Source organism: Mycobacterium pseudokansasii, from assembly GCF_900566075.1.
Classification (GTDB): Bacteria; Actinomycetota; Actinomycetes; order Mycobacteriales; family Mycobacteriaceae; genus Mycobacterium; species Mycobacterium pseudokansasii.
In genome coordinates this window covers 6066972-6091925 of record NZ_UPHU01000001.1, presented here as the reverse complement: position 1 = coordinate 6091925, position 24954 = coordinate 6066972, and the positions used below count along the sequence as shown (strand labels likewise).

Here is a 24954-nt window from a genome sequence, read left to right as displayed (position 1 = left end):
AGGTCCAAGGCTGCGATCGCGGACATCGTTGACCAGCCGCCTTCGTGAATTGTCAGTGAGGCGCGCGGACAGCGGCCGAAACTATTGCGGCACCGCCGAACTCGGCGATGTCAGAAGACGTCGATGACCACCTTGCCCAGAACTTTGCGCTCGGCCACATAGCGCAGGGCCGCGGCGGTGTCGGCCAACGGAAAACGCGCGCCGATGTAGGGCCGGATCGTGCCGGCGGCGAACAAACGCGCCAATTCGCCGAGGTCACGGTTGGCCTCGGCGGGGTGGTCACTGGCAAAGGTGCGAATCTCCATGCCGCGTACGGTGATGCCCTTGAGCAGAACGAGGTTGAGCGGGATCGCCGGGATGGTGCCGGCCGCGTAGCCGAGGGTGATGAACGTACCGCCGCGGGCCAGGCCCCGCACTGCCGGCTCGGAGTACCGGCCCCCGACGGGGTCGATCACCACGCGCGCGCTGTCGTCGGTGAGCTCCCGAATGCGGGCTTTCAGGTCCTCGCGGTCGTAATCGACCGTTGCCCGCGCGCCGCGCCGGGCGCACAGCTCCAGCTTCTCCGGGCTGGAGGCCGCCGCCAGCACCTGGGCACCCATGGCGACCGCCAGATCGACGGCGGCAAGGCCCACACCCCCGGCGGCGCCCAATACCACCACCCAATCCCCTTCTGAAACTTGCCCAACCGAGCGCAACGCGTGATACGCGGTTCGATAGGTGACCCCGAAGGCGGCGGCCGAAGCCAGATCGGAGTCATCGGGAACAAGGGTCGCCGACGCCGCATCCAGTAGCGCCCGCTCGGCGAATGCCCCGACGGCCGTGGCCCCGAACACCCGCTGCCCGGGAGCAAAAGGCGCCCCCGCGCCGGCGGTCAGTACCTCTCCGGCGAGCTCGCTGCCCGGTGTGAACGGCACCGGGATGCGGATCTGGTATTTGCCGGCGATCAACAGCACGTCGGGAAAGTTGACCGCCGCGGCGTGCACCCGCACTAGGAGCTGGCCGGGCCCCGGGACCGGGTCGGGAACGTCGCAGACAACCAGGTCCTCGGGCGGACCGTATGCACGGCAGACGACCGCACGCATCAACGGGCCGCGGTCACGACGAAGAGGGCAGGGCCGGAACGTGATCCACGAGGTCGCCATACTTGGCGAGGGCGGCCTCACGGCGCACGTCCAGCATTTCGCTGGGCCGCTCGGCGTCTTCGGCATCGTAGTTCTTCAGCAGCAGCCGGGCCAGGTTGACCTTGTGTGCTTCGGTGGGCCCGTCGGCCAGGCCGAGCGCCACCCCGCCGAGCAGCACGTTGACCAGCGGCAGCTGATCGGTGGTGCCCAACGCGCCGTGCACCTGGATGGCGCGCAGCCCAATCGATTTGAGCACTTGCGACGCGAGGATCTTGCAGGCACCGATCTCGGCTCGCGCCGCATGCTCGCCGGCGGTATCGATCAGCCAGGCTGCATGCAGCACGGCCAGCCGGAAGGGCATCAGCTCGGTGTAGGAGTCAGCGATGAATGCCTGCACCAGCTGCTTGTCGGCTAACGAACTACCCTGTGTGAAACGGCTTTTCGCGCGGCGTGCCATCATCTCGATGGCGCGTTGCGCCATCCCGATGGAACGCATCGCATGGTGCAACCGGCCACCGGCCAGTCTGGTCTGCAGGATCATGAAGCCTTGACCGGGTTCGCCCAGTAACGCGTCGGGTCCCACCCGCACGCCGTCGTATCGCACCAGGGAATGTCCGGGTTCGTGCGGTAACGCGCCGACCACGTGATGGTTGGCTTCGATGGTCAGCCCTTCGGTTCCGGCCGGGACCAGGAACGTCGAGGCGCCGCGATGCACCGGCACGTCGGCATCGGTTATCGTCACGACGATGAAGAACGATGCCACGGATGCGTTGGAGGAGAAGTACTTTCGTCCGGTAATCACCCAGTCGTCACCGTCACGGACGGCACGGGTGGTGAAGACGCGCGGGTCGGCGCCACCTTGCGGTTCGGTCATGGAGAAGCAGGAGAAAATCTCACCGGAAAGCAGGGCCTGCAGGTATCGGTCCTTCTGCTCCCTGGTGCCGAAGCGCGCGATGATTTCGGCGTTGCCGGTGTCAGGTGCCTGGGTGCCGAACACTATCGGTGCCCACGGGCTGCGGCCCAGGATCTCGTTGATCAGGGTCAGCTTCACCGCACCGAACCCCTGTCCACCCAGTTCCGGACTCAAATGCGGTGCCCACAAGCCCTGGTCGCGAACCTGCTGCTTGAGCGGATCGACGATCCGCCGGCGTTGATCGTCGAGCGGCAGGAACTCGCAGCCCGGGAACAGCACTTCGAGGGGTTCCACCTCGTCGCGCACGAATCCGCGAATCCAGTCGAGCTTCTTCTCAAATTCCGGTTCGGTGGAGAAGTCCCAAGGCACGCGAATGCTCCTATCTCTCAGGGGATTCCACCGTCGACCCGGACAACCGAGCCGGTGGTGAAACTGGACGCGTCGGACGCGAGAAACAGTGCGGCGCCGACGATCTCGGGTGGATTTCCGGCCCTTCGCATGGAAAGGTGACCGAACGGATTCTGCGTTGCGTGCTCCAGATTCCAGGCCTTGCTGATATCGGTCAGAAAGGGTCCGGCCATCAGTGTGTTGACCCGCACCGAAGGCCCGAACGCCCGGGCGAAACCTTCGGTCATCGCATTGAGTCCCGCCTTGGCCGCGGCGTAGGGGATGATGTCTGCGCCCGGCCGCAGCGACCCGGTGGAGCTGACGTTGATGATCGACCCGCGTCCGGCCGCCACCATTCGCTCGCCTACCAGTGCCGACAACCGGAACGGCCCTTTGAGGTTGAGGTTGACGACGGCGTCGAACAGCTTCTCGGTGACGTCGGTGAGCGTGTCGTACAGCGGTGACATGCCCGCATTGTTGATCAACGTGTCGACCTTGCCGAACCGGTTGTAGGCCGCCGCGACCAGCCCGTCGAGCTGGTCCCAGCGGCCTATGTGCACTTGGTACGCCATCGCGGTGCGACCGGTCTCGGCTTCGATCTCGGTGGCGGTGGCCACGCAGTTGTCCAGGTTGCGGCTGGCGATCACCACGTCGGCGCCGCATCGGGCGACGGCGAAAGCCATTTCGCGGCCCAATCCACGGCTGCCGCCGGTGATCAGCACCACCTGACCGGTGAGGTCGAAAAGCCGGTCCGCATAACCCATTTCAGCGGGCCTTGGCGAGCTCGGCCGCAGTGGCGATGAGCTGTGGGACCATCGCCGCGAAGGTTTCGGTGATCTTGGGGTCCACTGTGCGGGGTCCCGGCCGAACCGCGGCCGCGTACGTCTTCTCCAGCACGATCCCGAGTTTCCAGTTGGCCAGGACCAGGTAGTAGTCGATGTGCTCGGTGGACAGCCCGCTGATCGTCTCGTAGTGCGCCAGCAGCTCGCTGCGCCTGGGCATGCCGCGCATGTCGAGATAGAACCCGTCGGCGCGCGGCTGCTCGCCGTCATAGCCCAACAGCGCCCAGGCTAGGTCCAGCAGCGGATCGCCCACCGTCGTCATCTCCCAGTCCACGATCGCGGCCAGCCGAGCCGGCGCCCCGTGCGCGAACATGACGTTGGCGAATTGATAGTCGCCGTGCATGATGCCCGGCGTGTAGTGCGCGGGACGGTTGCGGCGCAGCCAGTCGGCGGCCTCCTGCAGGCCGGGTAATTCGCGCACCTGATAGGCGGCCAGGAAGCGTAGCCAGCGATCGACCTGCCGTTCGTGGAAACCCTCCGGACGGCCGAACCCGTCGAGACCCTGCGCGCGCCAGTCCACCCGGCCCAACTTGGCGGCACCCTCGACCAGCTGGAACGCCAGCCCGCGCCGGGCGTCCAGGTCGGTGTCGAACGGCGCCTGCCATCCGCCGTCCATCGGACTCCACCCGTCGACGGCCCGCATCACGTAGAACGGCATGCCCAGCACCGAACCGGTCTCGTCGGCGCCGATCAACTCAGCATGCGGCACATCGGTGCCCGACAGCGCCCGCACCAGCCGGATTTCCCGCAGCAACCCGTCGACCCGGGCCGCGTCGGCCCGGGGGCCGGGCATCCGCAGCACCAGGCGCTCGGGACCGCGCCGAATCAGGTACAGCGCGTTCTGGGATCCGCCGCTCAGCTGCTCGAGTTCCGGCTCTGCGCCGCCGCCCGGTGCGCCGTTCGCGTCGAGCCAACGACCGATGACGCCGGCGTCCAGTTGCGTTCCGCTGGCAGTCGTCATTGGCTGCACACCCGCTCTCGGTTCGGAGAATTACATTCTCAAGCGGCATGGTATCGCCGGGCAAGCCGCATGTAAGGCTTGGCCCATGCAACTGCTTCTGGTCCGTCATGCTTTGCCGCTGCGCAGCGAACACGGCGAAGGTTCGGATCCGGACCTGTCGGACACCGGCATAGCCCAGGTCGCGCGGCTACCCGAGGCGCTGGCCAGGTTCCCCATCTCGCGTGTGGTGAGCAGCCCGCAGCGCCGCGCCGTCCAGACCGCCGAACCGGTCGCGGCGGCGTTTGACCTGTCGATCGACATCGACGACCGATTCGCCGAATACGACCGCGACCTTCCCGTGTACATCCCCGTCGAGCAGATCCGTGAAGAAAACCCGCGGGAATGGGCGCGCATGGCTCAGGGGCATCTACCCAGTGCCGTCGACGAGGATGCCTTCCGCGCGCGGGTCCGCGCGGCCGTCGACGACGTCGTCATCTCCGCCGATCCGGACGACACCGTCGCGGCGTTCAGCCACGGCGGGGTGATCAACGTGGTGCTGCACGAGATCCTGGGAACGGCACGCCTGTTGTCTTTCCCCATCGACTACGCCTCGGTGACTCGGCTGTTGTTCTCCAGGTCCGGTCAGGCGACGGTGGTGACGGTCAATGCGACCGAACATGTGTGGGACCTATTGCCCCGGAACCGGCGCCTGCTCGGCGACGAGGCGGGCCGTGGCGCGGGCTGAGAGGGAGCCGGGCGACCGACGGTGGTAAACAAGTTCGGTGACTTCGGTTCACGGACTCGACGGCCTCGACCTGGCCGCACTCGACGGATATCTGCGTTCGCTCGGCGTCGAGCGTGACGGTGAGTTACGCGGTGAGCTGATCTCCGGCGGCCGCTCCAATCTCACCTTCCGGGTCTACGACGTCGCGACGAGCTGGCTGGTGCGGCGCCCACCGCTGCACGGGCTGACGCCGTCGGCCCACGACATGGCCCGCGAGTACCGGGTTGTCGCCGCACTGCAGGACACGCCGGTGCCGGTGGCGCGCACCATCGCCCTGTGCGAGGACGGCTCGGTACTGGGCGCCCCCTTCCAGATCGTCGAATTCGTTGCGGGACAGGTGGTGCGCCGTCGCGGTCAACTCGAAGCATTCGGCAGTCGCGTCATCGACCGCTGCGTCGACGCATTGATCCGGGTGCTCGTCGACTTGCACGGCATCGACCCGAACGCGGTCGGGCTCGGCGATTTCGGTAGACCCGACGGCTACCTGGAACGGCAGGTGCGCCGCTGGGGTTCGCAGTGGGACCTGGTGCGGCTGCCCGACGACCGCCGGGATAACGACGTCGCCAGACTGCATTCGGCTCTGCAGCACGCGATTCCGAAGCAAAGCCGAACCTCGATCGTGCATGGTGACTACCGGATCGACAACACGATTCTGGATGCTGACGACCCGACGACGGTGCGCGCGGTGGTGGACTGGGAGCTGTCGACGCTGGGGGACCCATTGTCCGACGCGGCCCTGATGTGCGTCTACCGCGACCCCGCGCTGGATCTGATCGTCAATGCGCAGGCTGCCTGGACGTCGCCGCTGCTGCCGACGGCCGACGAACTGGCCGACCGTTATTCGCTGGTCTCCGGGATGTCGCTGGGGCATTGGGAGTTCTACATGGCGCTGGGCTACTTTAAGCTGGCCATCATCGCAGCCGGCATCGATTTTCGCCGGCGCATGTCCGAGCTCGCCGACGGCCAAGCCGATTCCGTGGACGACGCGCCCGACGTCGTGTCGCCGCTGATCTCCCGCGGCCTGGCCGAGATCACCAAGCCGATGTCGTAATCAAGGTCTCCGTTCAGCAGGGACCGCTGGGAATTCCGCGACTGGGCGAGGTTTCCTGGGTGGGCATAACTTGCGGATACGGTACCCGATAAGGAATTGCGACCGAGGGTATGAACTCCGGCCTCCCAATACGATGTTGGGAACACACTGTGGCAGGGTCTTGAGCGCTTGCAGGCCGGGATGGCCCAAATTGGGTTTCGACGGGTTCGGCGGGACGGCGAAGTTGAAAGTCGACGTCATATCCCCGGTGACGCTTCGCCGTCAAGCGGTGAGGTTGGGCACCGGCACACCAAATCGCGTTTCGAGCAATCGCAGTTGTGAGGTGTGGTCGAACGTATCGTGGACCATGAGGCCGCCGCGGCTGTAGGGCGAAATGACCAAGCAGGGCACGCGATAGCCCAAACCGATTGGCCCCCGTATGCCGCCAGAGCCGTCGACTTTGTTGATGTCGACACTGTTGGAATCCATTCACCCGGCGTTCCGGCCGGGGCGGTGGGCGGTACGACATGGTCGAAGAATGTGCCGCATTCGTCATAGCTGACGATCAGCGCGGTCTTTTCCCACAACGCCGGATTTGACAACAATATTCTTAGTTGGTGGGCGTAGGCGCGCGGGAGTCGCTGTTCTGCCCAGCTTTCCCTTGGGCTTCCGAGTCGGGCCCGGCGAGGCATGTCGGGTGGTGGGGCGTTCGGGGCGCGATGACGTTGTCCCACACTCGAAGCCAGCCGTCGTCCCGGGGGTTAGTGGTGGGGGAGGCGCAGCGTGGGTATTGGGTTGTGAGCGGACGCCGACGCAAGCACCCATCCGATCTGTTCGACACCGCGTGGGCGCTCGCCAATCGCCGAGTGCGGGCCTTGCTCACTCAAAGCCCGGGACGCGCGGTCAACGGGACGGCGGGCCGGCGGAGCGCAATGCCTGCGTGTGGGATTTCTTGGCGACCCGCCGCAGCTGAATAATGCGCGCGGTGCCGACCGCCACCGTCAGCAACCCACCCCCGACGGCCGCCAGCAGGATGGCCACCCCCAGCGGCAGGCTCCAGTGCCAGCCCAAGAAGGTGAACGGGGTGGGAGCGGTGTTCTGCGCGATGAAGACCAGCAACAGGATCAGGATCAGGAAGCCGGCGATCAACGACGACCACAGGGCGCCCGCCCGGGTCAACGTGGACGCCGGGTCCTTGGCGGTCACACGAGGTCTGGGAGCCGAGGGCGGCTGTTCACGCGGGCCTGAGGGGTTGGTGGTCATAGTGCCATCTTCTTCCCATCCCGGCCGGAATGAAACCAAGCTGCGTGGGAAACGCGCATCAGGCGCGATTGCGGCGCCCCGATCGTGCTCAAGATAGTGTCACCGGCATGGGGATGCTGCGGCACGCGCGTCGCGCGACACTTGCCGCGGCGGTCTGCTTGGTGACGGCATGCCCGGTGGCGGCGTGCGGCAGCGCCGACCCGTTCGGGACGGCGAGCGGCAACATCAAGTCGATCGTCGTCGGATCCGGCGACTTCCCGGAGTCGGAGATCGTCGCGGAAATCTATGCACAGGCGTTGCAGGCCAACGGTTTCGACGTCGGGCGGCGACTGGGTATCGGCAGCCGCGAGACCTACATACCGGCGCTCAAAGACCATTCCATCGACCTGGTACCGGAGTACATCGGCAATCTGCTGCTGTACTTTCAGCCCGACTCCACGGTGACCATGCTGGATGCGGTCGAATTGGAGCTCTACAAGCGGTTGCCCGGTGACCTGTCGATTCTGACGCCGTCACCGGCATCCGACACTGACACCGTCACCGTCACCAAGGCGACCGCCAGCAACTGGAACCTGACGACCATCGCCGATCTCGCGGCGCATTCTGCCGAGGTGAAGTTCGCGGCGCCGTCGGTATTCCAGACCAGGCCGGCCGGGCTGCCCGGGCTGCGCCAGAAGTACGGACTCGACATCGGGCCAGCCAATTTCACCACCATCAACGACGGCGGCGGCGCGGTGACCGTGCGGGCGCTGGTCGACGGAACCGTCACCGCCGCCAACGTCTTCAGCACCTCGCCGGCGATCCGGCAGAACAACCTGGTGGTCCTGGCGGATCCGGAGCACAACTTCCTGGCCGGCAACATTGTGCCGTTGGTCAATTCGCAGAAGAAATCGGATCGCCTCAAGGATGTCCTGGATGCGGTCTCGGCGAAGCTGACCACCGAAGGCATGGCCGAACTCAATGCCGCGGTGTCGGGCAATGACGGCGTAGATCCCGACCAGGCGGCGCGGAAATGGTTGCGCGACAACGGCTTCGACCGTCCTATCCAGCCATGATCCGCTTCGATAAGGTCGCCAAGGTGTACGCCGACGGCACCACCGCCCTGGACCGGTTGAGCCTCGAAGTCCCCAAGGGCAGGCTTACCGTCTTTGTCGGCCCCTCCGGCTGCGGCAAGACCACCGCGCTGCGGATGATCAACCGGATGGTCGAGCCGAGTTCGGGCACCGTCACCGTCAACGGCACCGACGTGGCAGGCGTCAACCCGGTGCGGTTGCGGCTCGGCATCGGCTACGTCATCCAGAGCGCGGGATTGATGCCGCACCAACGGGTGATCGACAACGTCGCGACGGTGCCCGTGCTCAAAGGACAGTCGCGCCGGGCCGCCCGCAAAGCCGCCTACCAGGTGCTCGAGCGGGTCGGATTGAGTCCCAAGGTCGCCACCCGTTACCCGGCGCAACTCTCCGGCGGCGAGCAACAGCGTGTCGGAGTGGCACGGGCTCTCGCGGCCGACCCGCCGATCCTGTTGATGGACGAGCCGTTCTCGGCCGTCGATCCCGTGGTCCGCCATGACCTACAGAATGAAATCCTGCGTCTGCAAAGCGAATTGCAGAAAACGGTCGTCTTCGTCACGCACGACATCGACGAGGCGTTCAAACTCGGCGACGTGGTGGCGGTGTTCGCGCCGGGCGGCCGGCTGCAGCAGTGTGACGAGCCGGCCCGGCTGCTGGCCCGCCCGGCCAACGATTTCGTGTCGAAATTCATCGGGCTGGGCAGAGGCTACCGGTTGCTGCAACTCATCGACGGCGCCGGACTTCCGTTGCACGACATCACCTGCGTGACCGCAAACACCCTGCACGACAAGCCACTCCCGGATGGCTGGGTGCTGGTGGTCAACGACGGCCGCGCGCCGTTGGGCTGGATAGACGCCGACGGCCTGCGGCGCCACCGAGGCGGCGCGGCGTTGTCGGATGTCATGACGGTGGTCGGCTCGGTGTTCCGTCCCAACGGAAACCTCAGCCAGGCGCTGGATGCGGCGCTGTCGGCGCCCTCGTCGATGGGCGTCGCCGTCGACGGCGGCGGCAAGGTGATCGGCGCAGTACTGGCCGACGACGTGTTGGCCGCGGTGACACGCCGACGGCAGGGCTGAGGCGTGCGTTACCTGCTGAACCACCTCGACGCCGCCTGGGTGCTGACCATGATCCATCTGCGGCTGTCGCTGACTCCGGTGCTGATCGGGATGGCGATCGCGGTGCCGCTGGGCTTGGCGGTGCAGCACGCGCCGGTGCTGCGGCGATTCACCACGGCAATGGCCAGCGTCGTGTTCACCATCCCGTCGCTGGCGCTGTTCGTGGTGTTGCCGCTGATCATCAAAACGCGCATCCTCGACGAGGCCAACGTCATCGTCGCGCTGACCGCCTATACGACGGCGCTGTTGGTGCGGGCCGTGCTCGAGGCGCTGGATGCGGTGCCGGCGCCGGTGCGTGACGCGGCCGTCGCGGTCGGCTACTCACCGATCCGCCGGATGATCAAAGTCGAACTGCCGCTGTCGATCCCGGTACTGGTGGCGGGGCTGCGGGTGGTCGTCGTGACCAACATCGCGATGGTTTCGGTGGGCTCGGTGATCGGCATCGGCGGCCTGGGCACCTGGTTCACGGCGGGATACCAGACCGACAAGAGCGACCAGATCGTGGCCGGAATCATCGCGATCTTCACTCTGGCCGTCGTCATCGACATGGTGCTCAGCTTGGCCGGCCGGCTGGCCACACCGTGGGAGCGCGCGTCAGCTGGCCGTCGCCGGATCAGATCCACCATCGTCGGCGGTAGCCGATGAAAGCGATGAACTTCCTCGAGCAAACCTGGTCCTACTTCTCCACGGCAGCTAACTGGACCGGACCCGCGGGGCTGGCCGCCCGCACGGTGGAGCATCTGGAGTACACCGCCCTGGCCGTGGCCGCTGCGGTGGTGATCGCCGTCCCGATCGGAATGGTCATCGGGCACACCGGACGCGGCCAAGTGCTGGTGGTCGCCGTGGTCAACGGGCTGCGCGCGTTGCCGACACTGGGTGTGCTGCTGCTGGGCGTGCTGATTTTCGGGCTGGGAATCGGCCCGCCGATCGGGGCGCTGATGCTGCTGGGCATTCCGTCGCTGCTTGCCGGCACGTATGCGGGCATCGCCGGAGTCGACCCACTGGTAGTCGATGCCGCCCGGGCCATGGGGATGACCGAATCGCGGGTGCTGCTGCGTGTCGAGGTGCCCAATGCAATGCCGCTGCTGCTCGGCGGGCTGCGCAGCGCGACGCTGCAGGTGGTTGCCACCGCAACGGTGGCCGCCTACGCCAGTCTGGGCGGGCTGGGCCGCTACCTGATCGACGGGATCAAGGAGCGCCAATTCCACATCGCCCTGGTCGGTGCGGTGATGGTGGCTGCGCTGGCGTTGACTCTGGACGCGGTGCTGGCGTTGGCGGTATGGGCGTCGGCGCCGGGCACCGGCCGCCTGAGAACGCCCGCGAGCAGGTCAAATCGCGAAATTGACGTCACAGTTAGCTCCAATTTCGCCACGGCAGACGGACACGTCCTACGGTAGGAGTGTGAACTCCGCTCCCTCTGATCCGGCCCGGCGTGTCTGGTCTGCGATGTTGACTTGGCGCGCACAGGACGTCTCACGCATGGAATCGGTACGAATCCAGGTGTCCGGCAAGCGAATCAGGGCCAACGGCCGCATCGTGGCGGCGGCCACCGCAACAAATCCGGCCTTCGGCGCCTACTACGACTTGCAGACCGACGAGTCCGGCGCCACCAAGCGGTTCGGGCTCACCGTCACGCTGGCCGAGCGGGAACGGCAGCTTGCGATCGCCCGCGACGAGGAGAACATGTGGCTGGTCACCGACCACCAGGGCGAGCGGCGCGCGGCGTACAACGGTGCGCTCGACGTCGACTTGGTGTTCAGTCCGTTCTTCAACGCCCTGCCGATCCGGCGCCTCGCAATCCACGAGAAGGCCGAGTCACTGGCCTTGCCGATGGTCTACGTCAATGTCCCCGAGATGACCGTCGACGCGGCCACCGTCAGCTACACCAGCGAGGGACGTCTGGACGGGATCAAGCTCCGGTCACCGGTCGCCGATACCACCGTGACCGTCGACTCCGAGGGATTCATTGTGGACTATCCAGGATTGGCAGAGCGGATCTGATCACTCCGCCCGCCCGGCCCGCGGCGGCCAGTTGCTCGCGCCATCTCTCGGCGCCGATCACCACCGTGACGATGTCGGAGCGCGGGAAGCTTTCGTAGCGGGTGCGTGCAGCGTGGCCGGCGTCGGCCAGGTCGGCCACCGAGCCGTGGCCGGCCAGCGAATCGCGGGCGCGGCCCAGCAACTCGATGACCCGGTCGGTGACCGGTACCAATTGGCCGGTGTTGGCTTCACACATCGCGCGCACCAGGTCCGGGGCGGTGCCGGCGACTCGGGTTGCGTCCCGGAAAGAGCCCGCGGCCAGTGCGAAAGCCAGCGGCACCTCGGCGGCGGTGATCGCCAGCGCCTCGGCGAGCAGATGCGGTAAGTGGGAGATGGCGGCCGCGGCGGCATCGTGCTCGTCGGATTTGGCGGGGACCACCACCGCCCCGCAGTCCAGTGCCAACGTCATCACCATCGACCACACCTGAGGATCGACATGGTCGTCCACGGCGATCACCCAGGGGGCTCGGGTGAACAGCCCGCCGTGGCCGGCCGTCCAGCCCGAGTGGGCGGTGCCCGTCATCGGGTGACCGCCCACAAAGCGGGCTTGCAGACCGGCGGCGGCGACCTCGTCGAGCACCGCGCATTTGACGCTGGTGACGTCGGTCAGCGGACAGTTGGGGGCCGACTCACGGATATGGGCGAGCATGTTGGGCAATGCCGGCATCGGAACCGCCAGCACGATCAACGCTTCGATGTCCGCGGCCCGATTCAGCGTCGCGGAAAGATCGGTGCTGGCGTCAAATCCTTCGGTCCGGGCGCCGTGGGCTCCCTCCACAGACCGGTTGTAGCCGAAAACCTCGCGGCCGGCCGCGGCCGTGGCTCGCATGATAGAGCCGCCGATCAGTCCCAGCCCGAGCACGCACACCGGTGTCGTCTGCACAGTCCCAGGTTGGCACACTTGTCCGGACGGTGGGTGGTTCCATGTGGTTCCGCGACGCTGCTGGCCATCGCTGTCGTAGCGGGCCGTCTGGTCACGGGCCTGGTCAGCGACTAGCGTAAGCGGCCATGGGAGCACAACGGGCCTCCGCGCCGGGCCCGTCCGCCGACGCGCCGGACGGTTTCGGCGTTGCCGTCATGCGTGAAGAGGGCAAATGGCGCTGCGCAGCGATGGGTCGGAAAGCGCTGACCAGCCTGGCGGCCGCCGAGACGGAACTGCGTGAACTGCGCAGTTCCGGAGCGGTGTTCGGGCTGCTCGACATCGACGACGAGTTCTTCATCATCGTGCGCCCCGCACCCTCGGGGACGCGTCTGCTGCTGTCGGACGCGACGGCGGCGCTGGACTATGACATCGCCGCGGAGGCTTTGGACAGCCTGGACGCCGAGATCGATCCCGACGACCTCGAGGATGCCGAGCCGTTCGAGGAGGGCGACCTCGGCCTGTTGGCCGACATCGGCCTGCCCGAAGCGGTGCTCGGAGTCATCCTCGACGAGACCGACCTTTACGCCGACGAGCAGCTCGGGCGCATCGCCCGGGAGATGGGCTTCGCCGAGCAACTGTCGGCGGTGATCGACCGCCTCGGCCGGTGACCGCTGATCGCGTCGGTGACCGCTGACGAAGAGCTGATCCGTGCCGCATTGGCGGTCGCCGCGACGGCGGGTCCGCGTGACGTGCCCATCGGCGCGGTCGTCGTCGGCGCCGACGGAACAGAGCTGTCCCGCGCGGTCAATGCCCGTGAGGCGCTGGGTGATCCGACCGCTCACGCCGAGATCCTCGCCTTGCGTGCGGCGGCGGCCGTGCTCGGTGACGGCTGGCGGCTCGAGGGGACCACGCTGGCGGTCACCGTGGAACCGTGCACCATGTGCGCGGGCGCCCTGGTGCTGGCGCGGGTCGCCCGCCTGGTGTTCGGAGCCTGGGAACCCAAGACCGGAGCGGTCGGGTCGCTGTGGGACGTGGTCCGCGACCGCCGGCTCAACCACCGTCCGCAGGTGCGAGGGGGCGTGCTGGCCGCGGACTGCGCCGCACCGCTGGAGGAGTTCTTCGCCCGCCAGCGATTGGGGTGACCGGCCACCCGTTCGGTAAGCTGCTCGACGGTGGCGTGTCCGAGCGGCCTAAGGAGCACGCCTCGAAAGCGTGTGACGGCTAACACCGTCCGAGGGTTCAAATCCCTCCGCCACCGCCCTGTGATGTCTCACGACATCGGGGATATTGCGTTCTATTCACGCTGCCAGCTCCGTCGACCTGAAAGTGGCCGACGACCGCCCGGTCAGTGCATCCAGAAGCGCTGCGGCCGTGGGAGCCTCGTTGCGCCAGTGCGCACGCTTGATGACTTGAGAGAACGATTCGGTCGGTGAACGTCGGGCAGCCCTAAGACGTTCGTACGCCTCGAGATCGATCGATAGCGTCTTGGTTGCCACTGTGCATGTATACCTGCATGGCACTGTGTAGGGCGAGGCCGACGGTCCTGATCGCCCGCCACGGCCGTACCATCGCGACTAGCCGCCACTCACCAGCAGCGGAAGCGAGATCGCTCCGGCGCCGCCGCTCACCACGATCACCCAGCGGCCGTCGACCGGCAGGGTCACCTCGATGCCGAAGATCGCGAATCCGACCTCGGCGGTGGTGGCGGCGGCGGGCAGCTCGAACGGCATGCGTAACGGCTCGTCGTCGGTGGGGGGCCAGATTTCGACGTCCACCCGCCGGTCCGGGTTACCGGTCTCGGTTTGGGTGAGCACCACGAGCAGAAACCGCGCCAACCGGTCGGCGTCGAGGGTGTATCGGAACAAGACTCCGCCTGAGACGTTGAGCTTGTTGTCCACCGCCGAAGCCGATTCGGCCAGGAAGGCCCCCACGATCATCCCGCCGAACCTACCGTGTTCTCGGCCGGTCTCAGCCCGCGCCGTACGGCTGCTGCTGCACCGGCTGCTGCACCGGCTGCTGGGGCTGCGGCGCACCGCCGTACCCGAGCTGCGAGGCGGTGTAACGGGCGGCGTCGGTGACCGGCACGGCCTGCACCGCGGTGCCGTAGGCGCAGATCTCGGTCCACACGTCGCCGAGTTCGGTGGTGTCGAACCGCATCCCGATGATCGCGTTACCGCCCTTGTTGCGCGCCTCGGTCATCAGCCGGACCATCGCCTCGTTGCGGCTCTCGGCCAGATTCTTGGTCATGCCCTGCAGCTCGCCGCCGAACATCGATTTGAAGCCAGCACCTATCTGCGAGAAGGCATTTCGTGATCGCACGGTGAGCCCGAAGACTTCGCCGCAGACGCGTTGGATCTCCCAACCCGGAATGTCATTGGTAGTGACAACGAGCACCGCACAACCTTCCTGCCGAAATCAGCCATGGCTTGGCTCCCGGTGCAGGGTACCGCTCCGCCGACGGCTGTGGCGCTGCGGCGCAGCTATTCGGCGGTAGTCGCTGGCCACGTCGCCGGCGAGCACCTGATCGAGCGGTGGTGTACCTGGCTTCACCAGGGCTCCGCACTCGCGGATACCGTCTGAGTCATAATCGATCGACTCCGATCGACGCGTGGGAGTGGGGACCCGGTGGACCTTACGGGCGGTGACATCCCAGACATCGACTTCGCCGATCTGACGTCACCCACGCTGACCGACGTGCAGCGCCAGGTGCTGAACTTCACCGAGTCGCGGCCCGTCGGGCTCGACGTCGACCAGATGCTGGCCGAAGCGATCGACCAGGCAGGAGCCGACGACCTGGACGACACCGACGGCTTCGGCGACCGGCTGGCCGCGCACGTGGCAGCTATCGACGGCGACACCGGCCTGACCCAGCTCACCCGCGGCACTTTGCGGCAACGAGTGATTCGACTGCTGCGCAACCGCTTGTCGCTGACCGACCTGATCAAGCGCTATCCCGAGATCGAATCGATCTTGATCGAGAAGCCTTTCATCGTCGTCGGGATGCCGCGATCCGGCACCACACACCTGGTCAACCTCATTGCCGCCGATCCACGCCGGCGCGCACTGCCGTACTGGGAAAGCCAGGAACCCATTCCGGCTCGCGGCCAGGGCCCCGACAGCTTCGGGGTGGACCCCCGCTACGCGCGAGCCAAGCACGAGCACGACGCACTCATGGTCACTGCGCCGGTGGTGGCTGCCATGCATGACCGCTTTCCCGAGGCCATCGAGGAGGAGGTGGAACTCCTCGACCTGGATATGGCCTCCTATGTCTTGGAATGGCATGCGCGAGTGCCTGATTGGCGCGACTACTATCTGGGGCTGGACCAACGCCGTCACTACGGCTACCTGAAAAAAGTGTTGCGGGCGTTGACGTTCCTGCGCGGCCCGCGTACCTGGGTCCTCAAGAGCCCGCAGCATTGTGAGCAACTGGGCCCCCTGATGGCGACCTTCCCCGACGCGACGGTCGTTTTCACGCACCGCGATCCCGTCGCGGTGATCCAGTCGGCGGTCACCATGATGGCCTACTCCGACCGGTTGCGCCGCAACAGTATCGACGCGGCCTGGCTGCTGGACTATTGGACTGACCGAGTGCACCGACTGCTGCGCGCCTGCGTGCGCGACCGCGCCTCAGTTCCGCCCGAGCGCAGCATCGACGTCGGCTTCCACTGGCTCAGCGGCAACGAAATGCCGTTGCTCCAAGAGCTTTACCGGCGCGGTGGAGTCGAATTGACCCCCGAGGTGCGTGGGCGCTTTCAGCAGTACCTGGATGGCAATCCGCGCGGCAAGCACGGACGAATCCGCTACGACCTGCAGTGCCACTTCGGTATCTCGGCCGACCGCCTGCGTGAACGGTTCGGCTTCTATTTCGACAGATTCGACGTGCGCGCCGAGTCCTGACCCGACGAAGGAGACTGCAGCGATGTTCGAACCGGTTTATCTCAGCCGGCCCGGCGCCGACGAGATTCGCCCGGCGGCCGCCGAACGGGCCGAGGAACTCGCGCCGGGTCTGTGGTGCTCGCCGGGCCTGTCGAATGCCTACCTGCTGACCACCGGGGACGGCCGGGTGATCGTCAACACCGGCATGGGTTTCGAGGGGCCGGTGCACCGCGCCAACTTCGACGCCGTCGACAAGTCGCCGGTGCGCTACATCATCCTCACCCAGGGTCACGTCGACCATGTCGGCGGTCTGGACGGTGTGCGCGATCCTGACACCTGCGTTGTCGCGCAGGCGAATTGGACCCTGTGGCGCGACGACAACGAACGCCTCATCCGGTACCGAGCCAGCCGCAGCGCCTTCGCCTTCAAAGACACGCTGAAGACCGGCATCGAAGCGATTCAGCGACGTCTGGGTAGCACCCGCCTGCCGGCTCAGAGCGTCCCGGCCGTCGATCTCGACTTCGAGGACACCCTCGCGCTGGAGGTCGGTGGCCGGCGGATCGAACTGCTGGCGGTTCCGGGCGGAGAAACCACCGACTCACTCGTGGTGTGGCTGCCTGATGAGCGAATATGCCTGTGCGGCAACACCTTCGGCCCGATCTTCGGGCACGTGCCCAACCTCGTCACCATTCGCGGCGATCGCTACCGAGACGCCTTGACCGCCGTCTCCTCGATCGAGCGGGTCCGCGACCTGCAACCCGAGCTTCTGGTGACCGGTCACTTCGCGCCGATCACCGGCGCCGAACGCCTCAACGCAGAGCTGACGCGGCTACGCAACGCCGTCCAGTACATCCACGACCAGACCGTCGCCGGGATGAACGCCGGAAAAGACATCGCGACGCTGATGCGTGAGATCAGCGTGCCACCGGAATACGACGTGGGCCAAGGCTACGGAAAGGTCGCCTGGGATGTGCGGGCGATCTGGGAGAACTACTCGGGCTGGTTTCATCACCGTTCGACGACCGAGCTTTACCCCGTCGGCTTCGACGCCGTCGCGGCAGATGTCGTCGAATTGGCCGGCGCCGACGCGCTGCTGGATCGGGCACGCGCGCACCTGGCCGCCGGCCGGCCGGTGCACGCGATCCATCTCGCCGAATTGGTGCCCGACGATCAGGCGCGCGCCGTGCTCAGACAAGCCCACCAGACATTGCTGGCCGACAGTACGAACTTCTGGGAAAGCGCATGGCTCAAGCATCAGATCGCGAGCAACTCGTGACCGCGCGGGTGATTTTCGACTTCGCCGGAACGACCGCCCTGATCACCGGCGGCACCAGCGGAATCGGACACGCGATCGCGACGCTGTTTCGCGATGCCGGGGCCGAGGTCGCGGTCACCGGAACCAAGGCGGCCGCGGCCGAGTACGAGACAGACCTGTCGGGCATGACGTATCACCGGCTGCACCTGGTCGATGCCGATTCGGTGGACCAGCTGGCTCAGCGTTTCGCCCGACTGGACGTGCTCGTCAACAACGCCGGCGCGAACTTCCCCGGCGGGCTCGACGAATCCAGGCCGGATGGGTTCGACACGTCGGTGACTCTCAACCTGACCGGTCCCTACCGATTGACCGTGGGACTTCGCCGCGCATTGAAAGCGTCCACGGCGAGCGGCGGTGCCAGCGTGGTCAACATGGCGTCCATGTCTGCGCTGCGAGCGGTGCCGCTGGTACCCGGATACGGCGCCGCCAAGGCGGGGATCATCTCGATCACCAGGAATCTCGCGGTCAAGTGGGCCCCGATGGGAATCCGGGTGAACGCGGTGGCACCGGGCACCATCGATACCCCGATGACCGCACCCATGCACATCGCACCCGAGTTGGTGGCGGCAGAGCTGGCTCATATTCCGTTACGACGTTTCGGATCGGTCGGCGAGATCGCGCCCGCGGTCGCCTTCTTGTGCACCGAGCACAGCAGCTACACCACCGGTGCCGTCTTCGTCGTCGACGGCGCCTCGGACTGCGTCTGATTGTCGATGGGGCCGGCCCGCGAGGCGTGGTCGCCGGAGCAGTCGCTCACCGACCGTACGGCGCTGAGCGCCCCACGCCGGCTCAGAAGCCGGACGACGGCGGCATCTCGCTGACCAGAACCGGGAGCGAGATCGCTCCGGTGTCGGCGGTCACGACCAACACCCAACGGCCGTCGACGGGCAAGCGCAGCTGGATCTCGAAGAAGGCGAACCCGGGAAACTCCGCGACCGCCGCTTCGGGCACTTCGAACTGCAGGCGTATTGCCTCGGCATCCGCGGGAGGCCTTGCCTCGATGTTGAGCTGCCGGTCGTCGGAACTGCCCGGCTCCGACTGCGTCAGCACCACCAAGACAAACCGGGCCAACCGGTCCGGCCCGACGGCAAATCGCGACAGTACGCCGCCCTGCACGTTGAGTTTGTTGTCCACCACGGCGGCGGCGTCGGCCAGGAAGGCACCCGTAAGTATCACGCCGCTGAACCTAACACGCAGGCAGTGAAGCCGACGGGCCAATCTGGCCGTTGCCGCCGATCGCCCACGTCGGGGCTGGCCGCATTGGCCCGCGAAATTTTTTGGGGTGCAGGTGAACCGAAACGGTGCTAAGACCGTGGAGTGTGGAGAGGTTGGGCGCAGACGTGCGGCACGCCGCCACGAATGCCATCCGGCCCCCGCCGCTTTCGAGGGCCGCTTTCGAAGGCGATTTCGAGCCGTGGCGATGCCAAGGCTCACCGAACAGTGCGCTACGAACGTAAGGGCCGATTTTTCAAGATTTGCAGATAAAAACTATGCCGTACTACTACTATCGCTACTGACATCGTTTGAGGCCCCGGTTACCTCGTCGCTGACCACCACTGACTGGCGCTATACAGGAGAAACACATGCAGTCGATGTCTATCGATCCGGCAGCCGCCGACATCGGTGCGCGGGTTGCCGACAACGCCTCCCAAGGACTGCAGGCCGGTGCGACGGCATCGACCCCGCTGACCTCGCTGCTGCCCGCCGGGGCCGACGAAGTCTCGGCCCAAGCGGTGGCCGCGTTCACGGCGGAGGCCGTCCAGCTGCTGGCTCTCAATCAAGCGGCGCAAGAAGAGCTGCGACGGGCCGGAGAGGCCTTCGCCGACATCGCGCGGATGTACACCGATGTCGACACCGCTGCGGCCACCAGCTTGACCGGCGTGGGACCGCTGCCCGGCTTCCGGATGGCAGCCGGGTAGCCGCAGCACGGCATACCGGTCGCAGCTTCGCGGATCCACGGCCGGAAAGCGCGATACTGGGCAGGTGCCTGAACGCCAGCCTGACCGCAACGTGCTGGGCGGCCCCCTGCAACCGTGCGGTACCGACCCGCTGACCGGCTTCTATCGCGACGGCTGCTGTTCCACCGGCCCGGAAGACCTGGGCCGGCATACCATCTGCGCAGTCGTGACCGCCGAATTCCTCGAGCATCAGCGCTCGATCGGCAACGACCTGTCGACGCCAGTTCCCGAGTACCGCTTCCCCGGGCTGCTCCCGGGTGACCGCTGGTGCGTGACCGCGATGAATTGGCTAAGGGCCCACCACGATGGCTGCGCGGCTCCGGTGGTACTGGCCGCCACCCATGAGCGCACCCTCGAAGTGGTGCCGCTCGAGACGCTGAAAGAGCACTCCGTCGACGTGCCCGACGACCTGACCGACTTGTAGCGCACTTCCGGCCGCTGTGCTGTCGGGCTCCCGGTCGGCAACGTCGTTACCGTCGCCGCGCGGCGTTGTGCCGATGTGCTCAAGACCACCAACATCTGTCCTCAATTGTCAAAATATTGTCCCCTGCTGTCAAGACGCGATGCTGCGATGTGCGCCAAGGTGTGTTCGACGGTTCAGCCACCTCCCCACGGACGGCGAGGTCCGCGGGGCAGATCCCATCCGAACAGGACACGCACATGGAATCCAGCAGCATCGAGCACGTCGACGTGTTGATAGTTGGTGCCGGTATCTCCGGCATCGGCGCTGCTTACTACCTGCGGACAATGCAGCCGGCCAAGACGTTCGCCATCGTGGAGGCCCGCGGCGACATCGGCGGGACATGGGACCTGTTCCGGTACCCGGGAATTCGGTCGGACTCCGATCTGCACACGTTCAGCTACGAGTTCAAGGCGTGGGAGAACGACAAGGCGATCGCCAGCGCGGACGCCATCATGTCCTACCTTCGCCAGACGGTGGCCGAGAACGGCATCGGCGCGGCGATCCGGTTCGGGCACAAGGTGATCGAGGCGGCATGGTCCAGCCGTGACGCACGCTGGCTGGTGCAGATCGAGCGCTCGCGCGACGGCCAGGCTTGCGGCGAACGGGTGACCATGAGTTGCGGATGGCTCTTCTGCGCCAGCGGCTACTACCGCTACGACGCGGGATATACGCCGGAATTTCCCGGCCGGCAACGGTTTAGCGGGCAGATCGTGCACCCCCAGCACTGGCCCGAAGACCTGGACTACCGCGGCAAGCGGGTGGTGATCATCGGCAGCGGCGCAACCGCGGTCACGTTGGTGCCGGCCATGGCCGAGTCCGCCGGACACGTGACCATGTTGCAGCGTTCGCCGACCTACGTGGTCCCGGTGCCGTCGAAGGACCGCATCGCCAACACCTTGCCCAAATTGGTCGGCCGCGACCGTGCCTACGCCCTCACCCGCACGAAGAACGTTGCCAAGCAGCGACTCGTCTGGCGGTTCTGCCAGCACTATCCGCAGGCCGCCCGGCGGCTGATCCGTCACCTCAACGCCCGGCAACTGCCGGCCGGGTATCCGGTCGACGAGCACTTCCGGCCCGCGTACAACCCGTGGGACCAGCGGCTGTGCGCGGTGCCCGACGCCGACATGTTCCGGGCCATCCGTGAGGGCCGGGCTTCGGTGGTCACCGACCGGATCGACACCTTCACCGAGCGCGGGATCCGGCTGGCATCCGGGCGGGAGCTGGAGGCCGACATCGTGGTCACCGCAACCGGTTTGAACCTGCTGGCATTCGGAGGCATCAAGTTCTCGGTGGACGGCACCGCCGTCGACATCTCGGAAAAGGTGGCATTCAAGAGCTTTCTGCTCAGCGACGTCCCCAACTTCGCCTACCTGTTCGGCTACACCAACTCGTCGTGGACGCTCAAGGTCGGGCTGGTATGCGAGCACTTCTGCCGGCTGCTGGCCCACATGGACGCCAACGGACACGATGTCTGCTGCCCGCAGGTGCCCGCGGCAATGTCGACTCGGCCGTTCCTGGACTTGTCCGCCGGCTACGTCCGGCGGGCGATGGCCCAGTTCCCCCACCAGGGAACCGAAGGATCATGGCAGGTCTGCATGGACTACCAGGCGGACCGAAAAATGCTGCGCGAGGGCCCGGTCGACGATGACCACCTGCGCTTCACCACGTCGGACGGCGCCGACACGTCCGGGTTGGTCTTGACGGGCTGACCGGCCGCTAACCGGCCCAGGGGCCATGAGGGGAGTACACGGATGGAACTGATGTCACCGGTCGACGCGCTGTTTCTGGCCGCGGAGTCGCGCGAGCATCCGCTGCACGTCGGGGCGCTGCAGCTGTTCGAGCCGCCTGCGGGTGCCGGCCGGGCATTCGTGCGCGAGACCCACCGGGCGATGCTCGAATGCCAGGACATAGCACCGCTTTTCCGCAAGCGGCCGAGCTCTTTGCATGGCTCGATCGCCAACGTCGGCTGGTCCACCGACAACGACGTCGACCTCGGCTACCACGTGCGACGATCCGCGTTGCCGGCGCCGGGCCGGGTCCGCGAGCTGCTGGAGCTCACCTCGAGGCTGCACGCCAACCTCCTCGATCGCCATCGGCCGCTGTGGGAAACACACGTGATCGAGGGCCTCAAGGATGGGCGGTTTGCGATCTACTCGAAGATGCATCACGCACTGATCGACGGCGTATCCGGACTCACGCTGATGCGGCAGTCACTTTCGGCCGATGACGACGACACCGACTTCCGGGCTCCGTGGTCACCCGCACCTTCGCGCTCCCCGCGCAGCCGGCAGCGCCGCGGGCGGTTGCACCGGCTCGGTGGAATGCTGGCATCCGTTGGCGGGCTTGCCCCGTCGACGCTTCGGTTGGCGCGGTCAGCGTTGCTGGAACAGCAGCTGACATTGCCCTTCGGGACGCCGCGCACCATGCTGAACGTCGCCGTCGGCGGCGCGCGGCGCTGCGCCGCCCAGTCCTGGGAGTTGGACCGGGTCAGGACGGTCAAAGACGCTGCCGGAGTTAGCCTTAACGACGTCGTGCTGGCGATGTGCGCCGGCGCGCTGCGCGCCTACCTCGACGACAACGACGCGCTGCCGGACGCACCGCTGGTAGCGATGGTGCCGGTAAGCCTTCGCAACCATCACGACTCGGTGGGCGGAAATATGGTCGGGGCGGTGTTGTGCAACCTGGCTACCCACCTCGACGACCCGGCCGACCGCCTGGACGTCATTCATGCGTCGATGCGCGACAACAAGAACGTTCTCTCACAGTTGCCTCGGGCGCAAGCGATGGCGCTGTCACTGCTGCTGTTGAGCCCGGCCGCGCTCCATACCGTGCCCGGCCTGACCAGGATGACGCCGCCGCCGTTCAACGTGTGCGTCTCGAACGTGCCCGGCGTGCGCGAGCCACGCTATTTCAACGGCGCCAGGATGGTCGGCAACTATCCGATGTCCCTCGTGCTCGACGGTCAAGCGCTCAACATCACTTTGACCAGTACCGCCGACAGTCTGGACTTCGGACTCGTGGGCTGCCGCCGCAGCGTCCCACACCTGCAGCGCGTGCTCGGACACCTGGAGACCTCGCTGAAGGAATTGGAGCGCGCAGTCGGCCTCTGACGACCGGGCCAGCCCTAACTTCCGTCACCGCGGCACAACGAATTCGCGCAGCCGCGGGCCACCACCGTCCGGTCGGCACTTTCCCGACGAGCACCGCGTGGATGGCCGGTCCGTGCCCGACACCCACCGCAATGCAGCTGAACAACTATTTTGACGTGCGCGAAACCTACGACACCGTGGCCCGTTTCAACAGTTGACAATAGTTATAGTTCGTGAGATTTATATTCGATGGTATGTGCCGCGCCGGTAGATCAGGCGCCCCGGAAGGAGTATCGGTGATGACGCTGCGAGTGGTGCCCGAAGGTCTGGCCGCGGCCAGCGCGGCGGTGGAGGCGCTGACGGCTCGGCTCGCGGCCGCGCAGGCGGCCGCCGCACCGTTGATCACCGCGGTCGTGCCGCCGGCGGCGGATCCGGTGTCGCTGCAGACCGCGGCGGGCTTCAGCGGTCAGGGCGTCGAGCACGCGGCGATCGTGGCGGAGGGGATCGGGGAACTCGGCCGGTCCGGTGTCGGTGTCGGTGAGTCCGGTGTCAGTTACGCGGTTGGTGACGCCGCGGCGGCGGCCTCGTACCTGGCGTCGGGCGGCTTACGGTGACGGCTCCAATCTGGATCGCCTCTCCACCGGAGGTGCATTCGTCGTTGCTGAGCAGCGGTCCGGGCTCCGGTCCGCTGCTCGTGGCCGCCGCATCGTGGACGTCGATCAGCGCCGAATACGCAGCGGTAGCAGAAGAACTCACGGCATTGCTGGGCGGGGTTGAGGTCGGGGCGTGGCAGGGTCCGAGCGCCCAACTATTTGCGGCAGCGCACGTCCCCTACCTGGCATGGCTGTTGCGGGCAAGCGCCGACAGCGCCGGGGTGGCCGCCCAGCACGAGGTGGCGGCGACCGCCTATACCGGCGCACTGGCGGCGATGCCGACATTGCCGGAGTTGGCTGCCAACCACGCCGTACACGCGGTATTGCTGGCGACGAATTTCTTTGGCATCAATACGATCCCGATCGCGCTCAATGAGGGCGACTATCTGCGGATGTGGATCCAGGCTGCCACCGCGATGAGCATCTACCACGCGGCGTCAGTCGCGGCGCTGGCGTCGGTGCCGCAAAACACGCCCGCCCCGCCACTGGTCAAGCCCGGTGTCAGCGGCGCCGGCGACGCCGCTGCCACGTCGGTCCAATCCGCCATGGGGGATATCCCGTGGAACTTGATCTGGGCGCTCCTTAAGGAGGTTGCCGAGGCGTATCTGGCCTTCAATGTGTGGGTCTTGAAGGAAGACGCGTTGTTCCTGCAGGACCCGATCGGCAATTTGTGGCAGATGCTCAATGCCTTTTGGACCAATCCATTCAACGCGCTGCTGGAATGGGGTCCGATGATCTTCGCGCTCGGCTACACCGTGGCCGAAGGCGGAGCGCCGGCATCGGCTCTGGCGACGGGGGTGACTACCGGTGCCACCAGCGCGTTGCTTGCCGCGCTGCCGCCGGCCCTGGTTCCGGCTGCCACCGCGCTGCTGAATTCTTTGGGATTGTCGGTGGCGGCCGCTCCGGCCGCGGTGGGCGCAGTTGCCGCCGGCTCGGTGACGCCCGAACTCGGAGCCGCTGCCGTGCCGCCGCCGGCCCGATTGGTTTCGGCCGTGGCGACCGCTCCCGCGACGGCGCCGGCCGGCCTGGGTTACTCGGCCCGGGGCGCTGCACCGTTGGGTTTTGCCGGGACCGCCGGCAAGGAGGCCGCTGCAGAGCCAGGAGGTTTGACCAGGTTGGGTGACCAGGAGTCAGGCGATGTGGCGCGGGCTCCGATGCTGCCGGCCACCTGGGACCCGAGTCGGGAGGCGATCATGGCCGGCTGCGTCAGCTAGCGACGCGATAGCCGCCTAT

27 protein-coding genes, 1 tRNA gene and 1 pseudogene are annotated in these 24954 nt (G+C 66.7%); 19 read left to right on the top strand and 10 right to left on the bottom strand.

The genetic code is table 11. The features are described from left to right. Window positions 1-110: 110 nt before the first annotated feature. From EET10_RS27620 to EET10_RS27605, 4 genes are read right to left on the bottom strand one after another with little or no spacing between them, the layout of a single operon-like run. Complete coding sequence (locus EET10_RS27620; RefSeq protein WP_036405634.1) at window positions 111-1082, bottom strand: NADPH:quinone oxidoreductase family protein; 972 nt, start codon at window positions 1080-1082, stop codon at window positions 111-113. A gap of 13 nt (window positions 1083-1095) precedes the next feature. After that, complete coding sequence (locus tag EET10_RS27615) at window positions 1096-2403, bottom strand: acyl-CoA dehydrogenase family protein (RefSeq protein WP_122502680.1); 1308 nt, start codon at window positions 2401-2403, stop codon at window positions 1096-1098. 17 nt (window positions 2404-2420) lie between these two features. After that, window positions 2421-3185 (bottom strand): SDR family NAD(P)-dependent oxidoreductase, encoded by a 765-nt coding sequence (locus EET10_RS27610; protein ID WP_036395187.1) that lies wholly within the window; start codon window positions 3183-3185, stop codon window positions 2421-2423. A gap of 1 nt (window position 3186) precedes the next feature. Continuing rightward, complete coding sequence (locus EET10_RS27605; RefSeq protein ID WP_036395190.1) at window positions 3187-4224, bottom strand: phosphotransferase family protein; 1038 nt, start codon at window positions 4222-4224, stop codon at window positions 3187-3189. An 85-nt stretch (window positions 4225-4309) separates the two neighbouring features. Between EET10_RS27605 and EET10_RS27600 the strand changes: the two genes are divergently transcribed. Both EET10_RS27600 and EET10_RS27595 read left to right on the top strand, forming a co-directional pair. Next, a complete protein-coding gene (locus EET10_RS27600) occupies window positions 4310-4948 on the top strand; it encodes a histidine phosphatase family protein (protein WP_063466785.1) in 639 nt (212 codons plus the stop codon). A gap of 37 nt (window positions 4949-4985) precedes the next feature. Then, complete coding sequence (locus EET10_RS27595) at window positions 4986-6038, top strand: phosphotransferase family protein (RefSeq protein WP_036395194.1); 1053 nt, start codon at window positions 4986-4988, stop codon at window positions 6036-6038. Window positions 6039-6051: 13 nt separating this feature from the next. On the opposite strand, the pseudogene EET10_RS27590 reads toward EET10_RS27595, so the two are convergent. Together EET10_RS27590 and EET10_RS27585 are read right to left on the bottom strand one after the other, a co-directional pair. Then, window positions 6052-6631, bottom strand: a pseudogene (locus EET10_RS27590) (alkaline phosphatase family protein); the annotation flags it as partial. 289 nt (window positions 6632-6920) lie between these two features. Beyond that, window positions 6921-7280 carry a LapA family protein gene (locus EET10_RS27585; protein ID WP_036395196.1) on the bottom strand — a complete coding sequence of 120 codons (360 nt, stop codon included), beginning with the start codon at window positions 7278-7280 and terminating at the stop codon, window positions 6921-6923. A 107-nt stretch (window positions 7281-7387) separates the two neighbouring features. Here EET10_RS27585 and EET10_RS27580 point away from each other — a divergent pair, with 107 nt between their 5' ends. Genes EET10_RS27580 through EET10_RS27560 form a run of 5 tightly spaced genes read left to right on the top strand, consistent with a single transcriptional unit; the run spans window position 7388 to window position 11466 of the window. Continuing rightward, window positions 7388-8335 (top strand): ABC transporter substrate-binding protein, encoded by a 948-nt coding sequence (locus EET10_RS27580; protein ID WP_036395198.1) that lies wholly within the window; start codon window positions 7388-7390, stop codon window positions 8333-8335. Next, window positions 8332-9426 (top strand): ABC transporter ATP-binding protein, encoded by a 1095-nt coding sequence (locus EET10_RS27575; protein WP_036395201.1) that lies wholly within the window; start codon window positions 8332-8334, stop codon window positions 9424-9426. The genes EET10_RS27580 and EET10_RS27575 overlap by 4 nt, the downstream gene beginning before the upstream one ends. Before the next feature lie 3 nt (window positions 9427-9429). Beyond that, on the top strand, window positions 9430-10110 hold the full coding sequence (locus EET10_RS27570; RefSeq protein WP_036395203.1) for an ABC transporter permease: 681 nt from the start codon (window positions 9430-9432) through the stop codon (window positions 10108-10110). Between the two features lie 5 nt (window positions 10111-10115). After that, the gene (locus EET10_RS27565) at window positions 10116-10862 is read left to right on the top strand and encodes an ABC transporter permease (protein WP_036395260.1); all 747 of its coding nucleotides are present in this window, start codon (window positions 10116-10118) and stop codon (window positions 10860-10862) included. Window positions 10863-10866: 4 nt separating this feature from the next. Next, window positions 10867-11466, top strand: a complete 600-nt coding sequence (locus tag EET10_RS27560; protein WP_036395205.1) for a putative glycolipid-binding domain-containing protein — start codon at window positions 10867-10869, stop codon at window positions 11464-11466. Here the strand turns inward: EET10_RS27560 and EET10_RS27555 are convergent. Beyond that, on the bottom strand, window positions 11429-12373 hold the full coding sequence (locus EET10_RS27555) for a prephenate dehydrogenase (RefSeq protein ID WP_036395261.1): 945 nt from the start codon (window positions 12371-12373) through the stop codon (window positions 11429-11431). The genes EET10_RS27560 and EET10_RS27555 overlap by 38 nt on opposite strands. Window positions 12374-12513: 140 nt before the next feature. Between EET10_RS27555 and EET10_RS27550 the strand changes: the two genes are divergently transcribed. From EET10_RS27550 to EET10_RS27540, 3 genes are all read left to right on the top strand, one after another. Continuing rightward, window positions 12514-13035 carry a tRNA adenosine deaminase-associated protein gene (locus EET10_RS27550; protein ID WP_036394367.1) on the top strand — a complete coding sequence of 174 codons (522 nt, stop codon included), beginning with the start codon at window positions 12514-12516 and terminating at the stop codon, window positions 13033-13035. Between the two features lie 15 nt (window positions 13036-13050). Next, the gene (locus EET10_RS27545; RefSeq protein WP_036395206.1) at window positions 13051-13509 is read left to right on the top strand and encodes a nucleoside deaminase; all 459 of its coding nucleotides are present in this window, start codon (window positions 13051-13053) and stop codon (window positions 13507-13509) included. A gap of 29 nt (window positions 13510-13538) precedes the next feature. Beyond that, window positions 13539-13625: transfer RNA gene (locus tag EET10_RS27540), tRNA-Ser, on the top strand. A gap of 316 nt (window positions 13626-13941) precedes the next feature. On the opposite strand, the gene EET10_RS27530 is transcribed toward EET10_RS27540, so the two are convergent. Both EET10_RS27530 and EET10_RS27525 read right to left on the bottom strand, forming a co-directional pair. Then, window positions 13942-14304, bottom strand: a complete 363-nt coding sequence (locus EET10_RS27530; protein ID WP_036394368.1) for a hypothetical protein — start codon at window positions 14302-14304, stop codon at window positions 13942-13944. A gap of 31 nt (window positions 14305-14335) precedes the next feature. Then, entirely contained in the window at window positions 14336-14761 is a 426-nt protein-coding gene (locus tag EET10_RS27525; protein ID WP_051490674.1) for a YbjQ family protein, read from the bottom strand. Between the two features lie 231 nt (window positions 14762-14992). Here EET10_RS27525 and EET10_RS27520 point away from each other — a divergent pair, with 231 nt between their 5' ends. From EET10_RS27520 to EET10_RS27510, 3 genes are read left to right on the top strand one after another with little or no spacing between them, the layout of a single operon-like run. Further along, the gene (locus EET10_RS27520) at window positions 14993-16264 is read left to right on the top strand and encodes a sulfotransferase family protein (RefSeq protein WP_122502679.1); all 1272 of its coding nucleotides are present in this window, start codon (window positions 14993-14995) and stop codon (window positions 16262-16264) included. 22 nt (window positions 16265-16286) lie between these two features. Next, the gene (locus EET10_RS27515; RefSeq protein ID WP_036394370.1) at window positions 16287-17519 is read left to right on the top strand and encodes an MBL fold metallo-hydrolase; all 1233 of its coding nucleotides are present in this window, start codon (window positions 16287-16289) and stop codon (window positions 17517-17519) included. Beyond that, window positions 17516-18265: an SDR family NAD(P)-dependent oxidoreductase gene (locus EET10_RS27510; RefSeq protein WP_036394371.1), complete on the top strand. Its 750-nt coding sequence runs from the start codon at window positions 17516-17518 to the stop codon at window positions 18263-18265. Before EET10_RS27515 ends, EET10_RS27510 begins: the two co-directional genes overlap by 4 nt. Window positions 18266-18347: 82 nt before the next feature. Here the strand turns inward: EET10_RS27510 and EET10_RS27505 are convergent, their stop codons facing one another. Then, a complete protein-coding gene (locus EET10_RS27505) occupies window positions 18348-18734 on the bottom strand; it encodes a hypothetical protein (RefSeq protein ID WP_036394372.1) in 387 nt (128 codons plus the stop codon). 407 nt (window positions 18735-19141) lie between these two features. Here EET10_RS27505 and EET10_RS27500 point away from each other — a divergent pair, with 407 nt between their 5' ends. The 6 genes from EET10_RS27500 (at window position 19142) to EET10_RS27475 (ending at window position 24935) form a co-directional block, all read left to right on the top strand. Next, window positions 19142-19477, top strand: a complete 336-nt coding sequence (locus EET10_RS27500; RefSeq protein ID WP_063466782.1) for a PE family protein — start codon at window positions 19142-19144, stop codon at window positions 19475-19477. 91 nt (window positions 19478-19568) lie between these two features. Further along, a complete protein-coding gene (locus tag EET10_RS27495; RefSeq protein WP_063466781.1) occupies window positions 19569-19940 on the top strand; it encodes a DUF2237 family protein in 372 nt (123 codons plus the stop codon). Between the two features lie 236 nt (window positions 19941-20176). After that, complete coding sequence (locus tag EET10_RS27490; protein ID WP_036394376.1) at window positions 20177-21688, top strand: flavin-containing monooxygenase; 1512 nt, start codon at window positions 20177-20179, stop codon at window positions 21686-21688. Between the two features lie 51 nt (window positions 21689-21739). After that, window positions 21740-23089, top strand: coding sequence for a WS/DGAT/MGAT family O-acyltransferase (locus tag EET10_RS27485; RefSeq protein WP_099188585.1), 1350 nt, complete (start codon window positions 21740-21742; stop codon window positions 23087-23089). Between the two features lie 278 nt (window positions 23090-23367). After that, entirely contained in the window at window positions 23368-23682 is a 315-nt protein-coding gene (locus tag EET10_RS27480; RefSeq protein WP_036394378.1) for a PE family protein, read from the top strand. After that, complete coding sequence (locus tag EET10_RS27475; RefSeq protein WP_036394379.1) at window positions 23679-24935, top strand: PPE family protein; 1257 nt, start codon at window positions 23679-23681, stop codon at window positions 24933-24935. The genes EET10_RS27480 and EET10_RS27475 overlap by 4 nt, the downstream gene beginning before the upstream one ends. Window positions 24936-24954: the final 19 nt, after the last annotated feature.

Bases quoted from the DNA above. Each gene is read 5' to 3' on its own strand.
- EET10_RS27620 (WP_036405634.1), bottom strand. From the start codon at position 1,082: ATGCGTGCGGTCGTCTGCCGTGCATACGGTCCGCCCGAGGACCTGGTT.
- EET10_RS27610 (WP_036395187.1), bottom strand. From the start codon at position 3,185: ATGGGTTATGCGGACCGGCTTTTCGACCTCACCGGTCAGGTGGTGCTG.
- EET10_RS27605 (WP_036395190.1), bottom strand. From the start codon at position 4,224: ATGACGACTGCCAGCGGAACGCAACTGGACGCCGGCGTCATCGGTCGT.
- EET10_RS27600 (WP_063466785.1), top strand. From the start codon at position 4,310: ATGCAACTGCTTCTGGTCCGTCATGCTTTGCCGCTGCGCAGCGAACAC.
- EET10_RS27585 (WP_036395196.1), bottom strand. From the start codon at position 7,280: ATGACCACCAACCCCTCAGGCCCGCGTGAACAGCCGCCCTCGGCTCCC.
- EET10_RS27580 (WP_036395198.1), top strand. From the start codon at position 7,388: ATGGGGATGCTGCGGCACGCGCGTCGCGCGACACTTGCCGCGGCGGTC.
- EET10_RS27575 (WP_036395201.1), top strand. From the start codon at position 8,332: ATGATCCGCTTCGATAAGGTCGCCAAGGTGTACGCCGACGGCACCACC.
- EET10_RS27565 (WP_036395260.1), top strand. From the start codon at position 10,116: ATGAACTTCCTCGAGCAAACCTGGTCCTACTTCTCCACGGCAGCTAAC.
- EET10_RS27550 (WP_036394367.1), top strand. From the start codon at position 12,514: ATGGGAGCACAACGGGCCTCCGCGCCGGGCCCGTCCGCCGACGCGCCG.
- EET10_RS27530 (WP_036394368.1), bottom strand. From the start codon at position 14,304: ATGATCGTGGGGGCCTTCCTGGCCGAATCGGCTTCGGCGGTGGACAAC.
- EET10_RS27515 (WP_036394370.1), top strand. From the start codon at position 16,287: ATGTTCGAACCGGTTTATCTCAGCCGGCCCGGCGCCGACGAGATTCGC.
- EET10_RS27500 (WP_063466782.1), top strand. From the start codon at position 19,142: ATGCAGTCGATGTCTATCGATCCGGCAGCCGCCGACATCGGTGCGCGG.
- EET10_RS27490 (WP_036394376.1), top strand. From the start codon at position 20,177: ATGGAATCCAGCAGCATCGAGCACGTCGACGTGTTGATAGTTGGTGCC.
- EET10_RS27485 (WP_099188585.1), top strand. From the start codon at position 21,740: ATGTCACCGGTCGACGCGCTGTTTCTGGCCGCGGAGTCGCGCGAGCAT.
- EET10_RS27480 (WP_036394378.1), top strand. From the start codon at position 23,368: ATGACGCTGCGAGTGGTGCCCGAAGGTCTGGCCGCGGCCAGCGCGGCG.